11 protein-coding genes are annotated in these 11,978 nt (G+C 67.0%); 6 read left to right on the top strand and 5 right to left on the bottom strand.

The window, feature by feature from the left end:
• The first annotated feature begins 10 nt into the window (after positions 1-10).
• Positions 11-331, top strand: coding sequence for a 2Fe-2S iron-sulfur cluster-binding protein (locus F1734_RS22195; RefSeq protein WP_010593392.1), 321 nt, complete (start codon positions 11-13; stop codon positions 329-331).
• Positions 332-403: 72 nt separating this feature from the next.
• Here the strand turns inward: F1734_RS22195 and F1734_RS22190 are convergent, their stop codons facing one another.
• Positions 404-1,351, bottom strand: coding sequence for a helix-turn-helix transcriptional regulator (locus tag F1734_RS22190; RefSeq protein ID WP_010593391.1), 948 nt, complete (start codon positions 1,349-1,351; stop codon positions 404-406).
• 28 nt (positions 1,352-1,379) lie between these two features.
• Positions 1,380-2,510 carry a helix-turn-helix transcriptional regulator gene (locus F1734_RS22185; RefSeq protein ID WP_203011073.1) on the bottom strand — a complete coding sequence of 377 codons (1,131 nt, stop codon included), beginning with the start codon at positions 2,508-2,510 and terminating at the stop codon, positions 1,380-1,382.
• Between the two features lie 249 nt (positions 2,511-2,759).
• Between F1734_RS22185 and F1734_RS22180 the strand changes: the two genes are divergently transcribed.
• On the top strand, positions 2,760-3,539 hold the full coding sequence (locus tag F1734_RS22180) for an enoyl-CoA hydratase/isomerase family protein (RefSeq protein ID WP_010593389.1): 780 nt from the start codon (positions 2,760-2,762) through the stop codon (positions 3,537-3,539).
• Positions 3,540-3,808: 269 nt separating this feature from the next.
• Positions 3,809-5,494, top strand: a complete 1,686-nt coding sequence (locus F1734_RS22175) for an AMP-binding protein (protein ID WP_099528043.1) — start codon at positions 3,809-3,811, stop codon at positions 5,492-5,494.
• Positions 5,495-5,813: 319 nt separating this feature from the next.
• Here F1734_RS22175 and F1734_RS22170 read toward each other — a convergent pair whose 3' ends face one another.
• Both F1734_RS22170 and F1734_RS22165 read right to left on the bottom strand, forming a co-directional pair.
• Entirely contained in the window at positions 5,814-6,230 is a 417-nt protein-coding gene (locus F1734_RS22170) for a MaoC family dehydratase (protein ID WP_010593387.1), read from the bottom strand.
• Positions 6,227-6,679, bottom strand: coding sequence for an FAS1-like dehydratase domain-containing protein (locus F1734_RS22165; RefSeq protein WP_203011072.1), 453 nt, complete (start codon positions 6,677-6,679; stop codon positions 6,227-6,229). The genes F1734_RS22170 and F1734_RS22165 overlap by 4 nt, the downstream gene beginning before the upstream one ends.
• Before the next feature lie 65 nt (positions 6,680-6,744).
• Here F1734_RS22165 and F1734_RS22160 point away from each other — a divergent pair, with 65 nt between their 5' ends.
• Together F1734_RS22160 and F1734_RS22155 are read left to right on the top strand one after the other, a co-directional pair.
• Entirely contained in the window at positions 6,745-7,920 is a 1,176-nt protein-coding gene (locus tag F1734_RS22160) for an acyl-CoA dehydrogenase family protein (RefSeq protein WP_203011071.1), read from the top strand.
• A gap of 2 nt (positions 7,921-7,922) precedes the next feature.
• Positions 7,923-9,881 carry an AMP-binding protein gene (locus F1734_RS22155; protein ID WP_203011070.1) on the top strand — a complete coding sequence of 653 codons (1,959 nt, stop codon included), beginning with the start codon at positions 7,923-7,925 and terminating at the stop codon, positions 9,879-9,881.
• Positions 9,882-9,973: 92 nt separating this feature from the next.
• Here F1734_RS22155 and F1734_RS22150 read toward each other — a convergent pair whose 3' ends face one another.
• Entirely contained in the window at positions 9,974-10,693 is a 720-nt protein-coding gene (locus tag F1734_RS22150) for a FadR/GntR family transcriptional regulator (RefSeq protein ID WP_006934213.1), read from the bottom strand.
• 165 nt (positions 10,694-10,858) lie between these two features.
• Between F1734_RS22150 and F1734_RS22145 the strand changes: the two genes are divergently transcribed.
• Positions 10,859-11,950, top strand: coding sequence for an acyl-CoA dehydrogenase family protein (locus F1734_RS22145; protein ID WP_029539944.1), 1,092 nt, complete (start codon positions 10,859-10,861; stop codon positions 11,948-11,950).
• Positions 11,951-11,978 lie beyond the last annotated feature (28 nt).

Raw genomic sequence — 11,978 nt, 5'->3', positions numbered from 1 at the left:
GGAGATCGCCATGCCCACTGTCGTGTACCAGCTTCCGGACGGCTCGACGTCGTCCGTCGACGTCCCGGCCGGCCAGAGCGTTATGGACGGATCGGTACGCAACAACCTTCCCGGCATCGTCGCCGAATGCGGCGGCAGCTGCTCGTGCGCCACCTGCCACGTGTACGTGGACGAGGACTCCGCCGCGGTGTTCGGGCAGCCGACGGCAGAGGAGCAGGATCTTCTCGAGTTTCTCGACGGCGTCCAGCCGTGCTCTCGCCTCGCCTGCCAGCTCGTGCTGACCCCCGAGGTGGACACCATCACGGTGACCGTGCCACCTTCGGACGCCTGACGACGCGGCGCAGTGGGCCTGCATCGCCGGGCCCACCACGCCTGGACGAGTCACGGTGTCGGAGACGCCGAGTCACCGCGGGGTGGACTGATACTTCGCGATCAGTTCGGCGCGGTTGGTAGCGCCCAGTTTTCGGAGGATGCGTTTCACATGCGACTTGACCGTGTCAACGGTGATGACCAGCTCGGCGGCGATCGCGGCGTTCGACGCGCCGGTGAGGATCAGCCGAACGACGTCCGCTTCGCGCTCGGTGAGCGGATCGAGCAGGCGCCGGTCCACGTCGTCGTGTTCTGTGTGGGACGGCGCGCTGTCGGGCGTGTCGCGTGGGAGCAGCGCGTCGAAGTCGGTGTCGCTGCCCCACCGCCGGGCGCTCTCGCGGAGGAGAAGGTCCTGGCGTTCGCGTCGCGATTCGAGGCCGACCCGCTCGAAGCAGCCGCCGAGCATTTCCGCGAACACGCTCAGGGCGTGGCGTCGTGGACCGTCCAGCACTGTGTCGACGTGCACGAGCGCAGTTGCCTTCCCGTCGACGACGACCGGAGCGGTAGAGAAACCATTGTCGCCCAGGGCATCTCGGAACGACTCGGCCACCACTTCGTCCACCGTGACCGTGTTCGTCGCGAGCGCGTGCGCTTCGGGCGAACCCGGCACGAGGTCGAACCCGGGGGGCAGCGACGGCGACGTGCCGGGGTCGGTGCTGAAGGAGATCACGGGAACGATTCGATCTCCCTCGAGCCGAGACAGGAGGACCTTCCGCGCAGAGCAGAGTTCGGCGACACGCTCGCACGCGCGTCGCAGGAGTTCCGCACTCGAGGCGGCATCGTCCAGGGCATGGACGGCACGATCGATGCCTGACGCAAGTGCACCGATCTCGGCGGACCGCTTCTCCGCGAAGGCCTTTCTGTGATCGAGGAGAACGACGAGGCGCCGGCCGAGCTCGGTGGCGCGTTCGGTGGTCGCGGTGCGCATGTCGGTGAGGATGTCCGAGATGGCGCGATCGAGCTCGGCGTCCCCGGTGTTCATGTCCGGATGTGCATGCGCTTCGGGTACGTCAGGCGCCACCGGTCACCGTCTTGGCGTTGGCGTACAGCGCTGCCACCTCGGCGCGCGTCGATACCCCGAGCTTTTTGAAGATCCGCTGGACATGGCTCTTGACGGTGCCGTCGGAAATGCAGAGCCGCCGGGAGATTGCCGCGTTGGTCGCCCCGGTCGCCAGGAGGGTGAGCACTTCGCGCTCGCGAGTGGTCAGCGACTGCGCGCGCGGAACGCCCGGGTCCCGCGACCCACTCTCCAGGGCCGCTACGTCGGAGCGGGACAGTTCACGGGTACCAAGTTCCGGCATCGTGACGGGTGCCTGCTCGAGGTGCCGTATTGCCCGGGTGAGACGTTGGATCTCGGCCTCGACGTGCTCGTTGCGCGCATGGATCTGCTGCCGCAGGTCGGCGCGTTCCTTCGACGAGGCGCACATCGCGGCGAGCGCGCCGACGATGTGGACGTCGGTGTCGGACAGTCCGTCGCTCTGCCGGTCGACGTGGATCATCGCCACTACGCGGGAGCCGACGACGACGGGAACGGCGATGTATCCCGCCGGACGCGACAGGTCTATGAGGGGGCGGTACGTGTGCCGGTAGGTGTCGGCCGCCTCCACTGCGTACGGCCGGCGACGTCGGACCAGTTCGGCTTCCCGCGGGGCTTCCCGCAGGGAGATCTCCCGACCGTCGATGGCCTCGAGAAGTGGGTGGAAATCCCCTGTCAGTTCCGGATGGACGGCGAGCGCGATGGGTGACCAGATGGAACCGCGGACGACGGAGAACATGGCCTTGGCGTATCCGAGGTTCGTGCACAGTTCCTGCGTCACGGTCCGTGCGATCTGGTCGGCTCCGGCGTCGATGGTGCGCATCGCGTGTTGGAGCGCCTCGAACTGCTCGGTGTGCACGCGCAGGCGACGCGCAATGTCGTCACGTTCGGCGGCGTCGAGTCGCATGACGAGTTCGGCGAGCCGCACCGCCTGCTCGGGGGAGTTGGCGCCCTCCCGGAGTGTGCGGGCTGCGAATGCGCGGATCACCGCGGGGTCGGGCGCGCCACCGGCCGGGCGAACCAGGTTCGGCTCGCTTCCGAGTAGTTCCTGCAGTTCTGCAATTGCCTGCTCGGCAAGCTCGAACGAACTCGTCGAAATGACCACTCACTACTCCTCGCGCCACGGCGGCCACACGGACGGCGGCGACGCCGTCGCGCCTCCCTGTGACACAACACACAGTATAGAGAGTTGCATCGCCGGGACGTCCGGTCGCCGTCTGCGGCTCCCCTTCAATGTATATGGTCAGTCCAATCCCGTCACCCCCTTGGCGGGAATCGCTGCGATCGGCTCTTGTCTCCATCTGATCGCGACGCTAGGGTCGAATGGTACGACCAAAATGGAAGGATGGGCAGTATGGCTCACCCCGTGCGATACGACGTCGACGAGCACGTCGCCGTCCTCACTCTCGACCGCCCGGAAACCCGCAACGCTTTGTCCGACGACCTGTTGGACGAACTCCTGGCCGCGCTCGAGCGCGCGCGGGCGGACGACGATGTGCGGGTTGTCGTGCTGGCCTCGTCGCACGAGAAGGTCTTCTCGGCGGGCGGGGACCTGAAGGCGTTCGCGAGCGACACCCCGACGATCGTCAAGTATGCGGGCCTGGACCGCTTCCCGCGGTTGTACCGACTCATCGGCGGTCTCGGGAAACCGGTGATCTGCGCCGCCGGTGGCGACGTGCTTGCGGGTGCGTTCGGGCTCGCGCTCGCCTGCGACTTCGTGCTGGCCAAGGAGTCGGCTCACTTCGGGTGCCCGGAGATCAATGTCGGCGTCTTCCCGTTCATGATCTCCGCGCTCATCTACCGGAACGTCGGCCGGCTCAAGGCCAATGAGCTGATGATGTATGGAGAGAAGCTCACCGCCGCGGAAGCTCGCGAACTGGGACTGGTGAATCGCGTGTTCCCGGACGGCGACTTCGATGCGGAGGTGTGTGCGTGGGCGCGCCGACTGGCGAGAAAGTCACCGCTGTTGATGCGCCTGGGCAAGGATGCGATCAACAACACTCGTGACATGTCGCTGCCGGACGCACTTGCGACGCTGCAGTCTCAACTGGCCCTTGCATTCACTACCGAGGATCTCGTCGAAGGTGTCACGGCTTTTCGTGAGAAGCGTTCGCCTGTGTGGAAAATGCGATGAAGGCTCCAGGGTCGTCTCCTGCGGTGCCGCCGTCGACAGGAACCGCGCTTATTGCCGGCCCGGCGACGGCCTCGAGGGATGCGGACGGCATGCGACATCGGTTGAACAGTGTGCCGTCGATGGTGAACATCTCTGGGCCCCTTTGCTTGCCGATCGACCGACGGGTGCGATGAGCGCTCGCGAATGTCACCGAAGGTGGTTGCCACTTCGGTCTAACCATTCTAATCTTTACGTGAACGTGTGGCAGAGCAAGAAGGACGGAATCCTCCATGACGCGCGAACGAAACCTCGGCCGATACACCCCTCAGCAGGTAGAGGAGTTCTATGCCAGTGGCCAATGGGCCGACGAGAACCTCACCGAGCTTCTGCGGGCACGTGCCGAGAGCAGTCCCGACAAGATCTTCGTCACCGACGGCACGCAGGAGCTGACTTTCTCGCAGCTCTACGACAAGTCGCAGCGGCTGGCGCTCGGCCTCCACCGAACAGGGCTCCGGGCCGGCGACCGTGTCGCCGTTCAACTGCCCAACTGGGGGGAGTTCGTCGTCGTCGCAGCTGCGCTCGCTCGGCTCGGCGTGGTGACGGTGCCGATCATGCCGATCTACCGGGCGGATGAGGTGTCACACGTTGTCGCCGACGCCTCGATCCGGATGGCGATCGCGCCGGCACAGTTCAAGGGCTTCGACTATGTGTCGATGTTCGACGGTATCCGGCGGTCGTCGCAGACGCTGGAGACGATCATCGCGGTGCGCGCTTCGGACGGGAGCCGTCAGACACTTGCCGAGCGGGACATCGAGGTTCTCGAGAGCCTCGTCGTGGACGCGGACCTGGACGTCATCGACACGGAACTCGACTTCCGTGCCCACCCCGACGATCCGTTCGTCATCGTGTACACGTCCGGAACCACGTCGCGTCCCAAGGGCTGCCTCCACACCTTCAACACCTACGCTTCGGGCGCACGTGCGCTGAAGACGGCCTTCGGGCACACCGAGGCGGATGTCCAATTCGGGCCGTCCCCGATCACGCACACCACAGGGCTCGTCACCAGTGTGCTCATCCCTCTGCTCAGCGGCGCGGCGACCCACATCATGGCGGAGTGGGACCCCGAGCGCGGGTTGGCCGAGATCAAGAAGTTCGGATGTACGGCCGCGGTCACGGCCACCACCTTCCTGCAGACGTTGTTGGCTGCGGCCGAAGAGGATCCGGACGCCGATCTCTCCTCCCTCCGGGTCTGGGTGTGCGCCGGCTCCCCGATCCCGGCGGCCGTGGTGGAGAAGGCGAAGTCCGACCTGCCCACCACCGCCATCCTGTCGCTGTACGGGAGGAGTGAGAACCTCACCACGACGACCTGCACCGTCGAGGACGACCCGAGCCGGGCGGTCACGTCCGACGGCGCCGCGCTGCCGGGGGCAGAGGTCAAGGTTGTGGGCGAGAACGGCCTCGAGGTGGCACGGGGGAGTGAGGGCGACATCGCCTATCGCGGGCCCTCGCATATGATCGAGTATCTGAACCGGCCCGAGGACACTGCGGAACTCTTTACTCCCGAAGGATTCTCGAGGTCCGGAGATCTCGGAGTCATGGATGCCGATGGGTTCGTCCGGGTTACCGGCAGAACCAAAGACATCGTGATCCGCGGCGGCATGAACATCAGTGTGCGTGAGGTCGAGGACAAGTTGGCAGAGCACCCCGATATCCTCGCTCTCGCCGTAGTGGGGATGCCCGACGAGCGGCTCGGGGAGAAGGTGTGCTGCTACGTGGTGCCCAAGGAGGAGCAGAATGCTCCCACCCTGGACCATCTCCGCAACTATCTGCTGGAGCGGGGAGTTGCGATTCAGAAGGCCCCTGAACGCGTCGAGGTGGTCGCCGAATTGCCCATGACCGCCACCGGGAAGATTCAGAAACACCTCCTCCGCAAGCGCATCGCGGCAGAGTTGGCTGCCGGTGCCCAACGCCCATGAAGGTTGAAAGGCAGGTGAACTCCTGGTAGCTCGTCGAGTGGCTTACGCCACGACCGACCAGGAGTTCACCTGCGCTCATCGCGCCATGCCCGTCCTGCCCCGACGCTGACACGGTGCCCGGACACGGGGGTGCGATGTACCCGTCGTCGCCGACCGACCCCCGGTGGCGGCAACTGCCGGTGGAATTCTCCGCCGGCGACGACGGTGTACGCGATCGTCGCCGGCTGCGTGCGGACCGCGTCGCGGCTGCGGATCCACGACGTCGTGTGCGGGATCCGGGTCGCCGAATACGCGGCCTTGGAATCCGGTCAGCGAGCTGTCAGGCCTCGGCGACGACGACCGTCGCCGACCCGGTGACCACCGGCCCCTTCGCTCCGGAGACGACGAGATCGAGCTCGGCCCGCGCCTCCCCATCGGTCTCGGTGATCGCCGTGATCGTCCCACCGACGGTCAGGGTGTCGCCCAGGAAGACCGGCGCGACGAAGCGGACGCCGAAAGCCCGGACGTGCTCGACGCCGAAGATGTCGGAGAGCCAGCCGGCCAGGATCCCGGCCTGCATCTGGCCCATCGCGATGACGCCCGGAAAACCCGACGTCGCAACGAACTCCGGATCGTGGTGCAGGGGGTTGAAGTCGCCTCCGGCGCCGGCGAATCGCACGATGTCCGTCTGGGTGATCGGGCCGACGACACGCGTGTCGACGACCGCACCGATGCGGGCCTTCGTAGGTGCTCTCATCGTTGTTCTCCTCGTTCGATCAGCATTTCCTCCAGTCGCACCACCGGATCACCGTCGGCGTCGACGTATTCGGTCTCCAGCGTTACGACGCGCATCGATCCGCCGCGCTTGCCCTCGCGCCGCGCGTCGTCGACGACGCGCCGCGTGCCGACGACGTGGTCGCCTGCAATCAGGGGTCGAAGGTATGTCCACTTCACCGAGCCGACCACCACTCGTTCGAGCGCCAGGCCGAGCGTTTCGACAAACCTGCGCTGGTCGCGCTGGTGTCCGGCGACGACCGTGTGGGTCAAAGTCGCGGGGACATCGGCGAATCCGGCGGCGTGCGCGGCGGCCCGGTCCGTGTGGGCGGGATCGGTAGTGAACGTCGCACGGGCGAACTCACGAATCTTGCCGCGCTCGACGTCGTACTCGACTCGGTCCACCTCGCCGCAGTGGAGTGGTTCTGTCATCACGGTCCTCCTCTTTTGGACTGACCTATAGTATCATTTGGCCTAAATACGTGAGGAGGGGTTCTATGGAGCTCGCTGATTCCCCGGACGAAGCCCGGTTCCGCGCAGAAGTCCGAGAATGGGCCGAGAAGGCAGTCGCAACCCTGCCCTGGCCGGAACCGGTGGATCTGGTCGACAAGGTCCCGTTCTGGCGCCAATGGCAGCGGTTGCTCTTCGACGCCGGCTACGGAGGAATGTCGTGGCCGAAGGAGTACGGCGGGCAGGCAGCCGACCCCATCCGCAAGGCCATCTTCACCGAGGAGATGGATCGCGTGGGCGCGCCGGAGCGACTGAACACGATCGGTGAGGACTTCGCCGGTCCCACCATCATCGACTTCGGCACACCGGCCCAGAAGGAACGGTTTCTGCGCCCGATCCTCACCGGAGACGAGATCTGGTGCCAGTTGTTCTCCGAACCGGAGGCCGGGTCCGACCTCGCGTCACTGCGCACCAAGGCCACGAAGGTCGACGGCGGATGGAAGATCAACGGGCAGAAGATCTGGACCAGCCGCGCTCACATCGCGGCTCATGCCATCCTGCTCGCGCGCACGGGCGGGGGACCACGTCACAAGGGCATCACCTTCTTCCTCGTCCCCATGGACAGCGAGGGAATCACGGTTCGCCCGCTCGCTCATATGCTCGGTGAGGCCGAATTCAACGAGGTCTTTCTCGACGACGTGTTCATCCCCGACGATCTCGTCGTCGGCGACGTCGACGGCGGGTGGAAGGTGGCCATGGGCACGCTCGCCTACGAGCGAGTGGCGATCGCCACCGGCCGGGTCAACACCAAACGGGCCGTCGACGACATCGTCGGCGACATCGCGGAGATGACCGACGAGTCCGGCCGCCCGCTCGGTTCGGATCCGGTGATCCGGCAGAAGGTCGCGGACCTCTACGGCCGCGCGCTCGTGCACTATCTCATCGGCCAGCGCGTGATCACCCTGGCGGCGAACGACGGCCCACCCGGTCCGGTGACATCGATCGGCAAGCTGTTCTTCTGCCCGCTCGTCGAAGAACTGGCGGATTTCCGGCTGTCCCTCGAGCCCGCCGGCGGCCAGTTCGCGCTCGACGACGAGGAGCAGCGAACGTCGCGCTGGCTCCGGCTGGCGTATCAGGCGCGCGGCACCGCCATCGCCGGTGGTTCCACCTTCATCCAGCGCAACATCGTCGCCGAGCGCATGCTCGAGATGCCGAGGAGCTGACCATGTCCGACTACACGTGGGTCCCCACCGCCGACTACGTCGACAACGCCAACGTCACGCGGCTCGCCCGCGCGCACGGCCTCGGCGGTCTGGACGAGTTGCGTGCCCGTTCCGTCGCCGACGTGCGGTGGTACTGGGATGCGGTGGTCCGTGATCTCGAGCTGCCGTTCCAGGTGCCTTATCGCGACGTGCTCGACACCTCACGCGGCATCGAGCATCCCGACTGGTTCGTCGGCGGACGGACGAACGTCGTCGATGCGTGCCTGCGTCGCTGGGCTGCCGATCCGGTGGCCGCCGATCGGCTCGCCGTCGTGCACGAGGCGGAGGACGGCACGGTCCGCACGCTGACGTATCGCGAGCTGGAGGCGGAGGTGGAGCGTGCGGCCGCCGGACTGCGGGAGCTGGGAGTGGGCCGGGGCGACGCTGTCGCCCTGTTCCTGCCGATGATTCCGGAGGCCGTCGTGTCGGTGTACGCGGTCGCCCGGCTCGGTGCGGTTCTCGTGCCGCTGTTCTCGGGGTTTGCGCCCAGCGCGATCGCGTCCCGCATTCAGGATGCGGATGCGAAAGTGGTGGTCGTTGCGGACGGCACCGTACGCCGGGGCAAGTCGGTCGCGATGAAGCCGGCCCTCGACGAGGCCCTGAGGACCTGCCCCACGGTGAAGTCGGTGGTCGTGGTCGACAACCTCGGTGCCGGAGCAGGATCGGGTGAGCACGAGATGTCCTGGACCGGACTGCGCGCGAGCCGTGATGCGGGTCCGATCGAGGCGATGGACGCCTCCGAGCCGTTCGCGCTGGCCTACACGTCCGGCACGACCGGCAAGCCCAAGGGCGCCGTTCACACCCACGCCGGGTTCCTGGTGAAGACGGCGAGCGAAGTGGCGTACTCGTTCGATCTGAAGCCGGGCGGAGTGTTCTGCTGGATCACCGACATGGGCTGGATCATGGGTCCGTTGTCGATCGTCGGCACGCATGCCAACGGGGGGACGCTGCTGCTGTACGAGGGCTCACCGGACGTACCGGACCGGGACCGGCTGTGGCAGCTGACCGAACGGCATCGAGTGACGATGCTCGGAGTCTCGCCGACGCTCATCCGGACGCTGCGCGGGCAGGGAAGCGATGTCGCCGCACGGTACGACCTGTCCTCGGTGCACACGATCGGCTCGACCGGGGAGCCGTGGGACCCGGACTCGTACGAGTGGCTCGCACGCGAGGTGTTCGGTGGCCGCGTCCCGATCATCAACTTCTCCGGCGGTACCGAGGTCGGCGGATCGTTCCTCGCACCGTATCCGGTGCAGCCGATCCGCAGCTGCTCGCTGGGCGGTCCGTCGCTGGGCATGGACGTCGACGTCGTCGACGATGCTGGCCGTCCGCTGCGCGGTGAACAGGGCGAGCTGGTGTGCCGGCAGCCGTGGCCGTCGATGACCCGCGGGGTCTGGAAGGACGAGGAGCGGTACCTCGAGGCGTACTGGTCGACGTTCCCCGGTATGTGGCGGCACGGAGACTATGCGCTTGTCGACAGCGACGGGCAGTGGTACATCCGGGGCCGGTCCGACGACGTCATGAACGTGGCCGGCAAGCGCCTGGCTCCGGCGGAAGTCGAGGCGGTCCTGACCGCGCACCCGGCCGTGTCGGAGGCCGCGGCGGTCGGTGTCCCGGACCCGAAGAAGGGGGAAACGGTCTGGGCGTTCTGGGTGCCCCGCCCGGAGGCGGACGGGACGGACATCTCGGGGGAGCTGGCCGCCAGTGTGGCCGCAGAGCTGGGTAAGCCGTTTGCGCCCAGCGTGGTTCATCGGGTGTCGCGTCTGCCGAAGACGCGGTCGGCGAAGATCTTGCGCCGCGCGGTGCGAGCGGCGGCGTTGGGCACCGATCCCGGTGACTTGTCCGGTGCCGAGAATCCGGAGGCGGTGGAGGAGATCCGCGCCGTGGTGACCGGCGCCGAGCCGGGCGCCGTACGGACGTAGGCAACACGATGGCCGCCCATACCGGAGTGGTACGGGCGGCCATCGTTTCTGTCCGGTGAGGGGACGCCCGCGAGCCTGGGCAGGGGCGTCGCTCAGGACTCCTGGTCCAGTGGAATGTCGGTTCGCTCTTCGAACTCCCGGATCGACTCGGCGTACGAGTGGACGTGGCGGCTCATGCGACGGACCGCAGCATCGGGGTCGCGGTCTCGGATCGCTCTGGTGACCGAACGATGCGCCTTCACGGTGATCTCGCGGACCTTCTCGTCGATGAAACCCTCGTTCTCGGTGGCAGCGTAGATGGCACGGGACAGCGAGATCATCAGACCCGACAGCAGTTCGTTGTGGCTCGCGCTGGCCACGGCGATGTGCCAGTCGACGTTGGCCTGGAGGAACGCGTCGAGCTTGTCGCCGGCGGCCGCGATGTCCTCGTTCGCGGCGTCGAGCCGCGCGAGATCCTCGTCGGTCCGATGACGGGCGGCCAGTTGCGCGCAGAACGGTTCGATCGCCTCACGCGTTTCGAGCAGCGCACCCAGGCGGATCTGGCGTCCTCGGATGAGCAGCGCCACGGTGTCGGCCATCGACTGCTCGCCGGGTCGCTGGACGAAGGCACCCCCGGCGCGTCCCGCCTTGATTCGTACCAGGCCCTGTACCTCGAGGATGCGCAGAGCCTCGCGCACCGTGGTCCGGCTCATCTTCGTCTGGACGACGAGTTCGCGTTCCGGGGGAAGCGGGGTCCCTTCGGTGTATTCGCCGCTGAGGATGCGTTCGCGCAGCTCGTTGGCAAGAACATCCGACGCCTTGGGAACCTCCATCGGAGTCAGCTGGATGGAGGAACGTCCGGTCCGGGTCGTACTCGGTGCGGCTGGTGACATGACTCCCCGCCCTCTCTGGTCTAACGGTCAGACCTAATATACCATCGAATCGTCGCTGCATTCATCTTGCAGGGTATTCCCCGACTCATCGAGAGGACCAGTTCCATGCGTTGGGAGCTGTCAGAAGAGCAGGAAATGTTCACCGAAGCCCTCGGCGGCTGGCTCGAGCGATTCGCGGCACCCGCGAACGTGCGGAAGTGGGGCGAAGCGGGTGAACCTGCAGAGTTCGAGCGCAGGTTCGTGGACGAGGGGTGGTTCTCGGCCGGTCTGCCGGAGGACATGGGCGGACAGGGCGGCGGTCTGCTCGAGCTCGCGCTGACCGCCGAGGCGCTGGGCCGGTATGCCGCACCGGCGAGCGCGTGGACCGCCTCGGTGCTCGCGGCCCCTCTGTTGCCGCCTGATGTCGCCGACGCGGCACTCACCGGTGGCGAATTCGCTTCCCTGGCAGTCGATTCCAGTCGCCCCCTCGGGCTCCGCGATGCCGTGCGCGTCGACGAGCGAGGGGTGCTGACCGGTCGCGTGTCCGCCGTGCTCGGCGCCGAACGGGCCGCCCGGCTCGTCGTCCCCGCCGACGACGGCGACGGAACGGCCCTCTACCTCGTCCGGGTCGCAGACCCGGGCGTCACTGTCACGCCGCGGCGCTTCCTCGATCCGTCCCGGGGCGCGGCCGACCTCCGGTTCGAGAACGTCGTCGCGCAGCGCCTCGACGTCGACGCGCCGGCCGCGCTGACCGACGCGGGATTGCGCGCCGCCGTGCTCGTCTCCGCGGACGCGCTCGGCGCGATGGAGCGGATGCTGCACTTGGCGGTGGACTACAGCCGAACACGCCACCAGTTCGGTGTGCCGATCGGTTCCTTCCAGGCGATGAAGCACGCTGCCGCAACGATTCTCGTGTCCGTGGAGGCTGCTCGGTCCATCGCCTACTATGCCGCGGCCTCGGTGGACCTCGGGCTCGGGGAGCGCGCGATGCATGCGGCGATCGCGAAGGCGCAGGTGACCCGGAGCGCGGTCCAGGCCGCCGACAGTGCCCTCGTGATGCACGGCGCGATCGGCTACACGTGGGAGCACGACCTGCAGCTGTTCTACAAGCGCGCCAAGCTCGACGAGAAGCTGTTCGGTAGCCCGGAGGTGTGGAACGAGCGTCTCGCTCGGGATCTGCCTCTTCTGCCGGCGGCCGGCCGAGTCACCGTTGACTAAATGGTCTGTCCTTTAGTAACTTAATGCC

This window comes from Rhodococcus ruber (genome assembly GCF_016804345.1).
GTDB classification, from domain to species: domain Bacteria; phylum Actinomycetota; class Actinomycetes; order Mycobacteriales; family Mycobacteriaceae; genus Rhodococcus; species Rhodococcus ruber.
The sequence above is the reverse complement of the archived record's forward strand: the minus strand, read 5'-3'. Positions and strand labels throughout refer to the sequence as shown.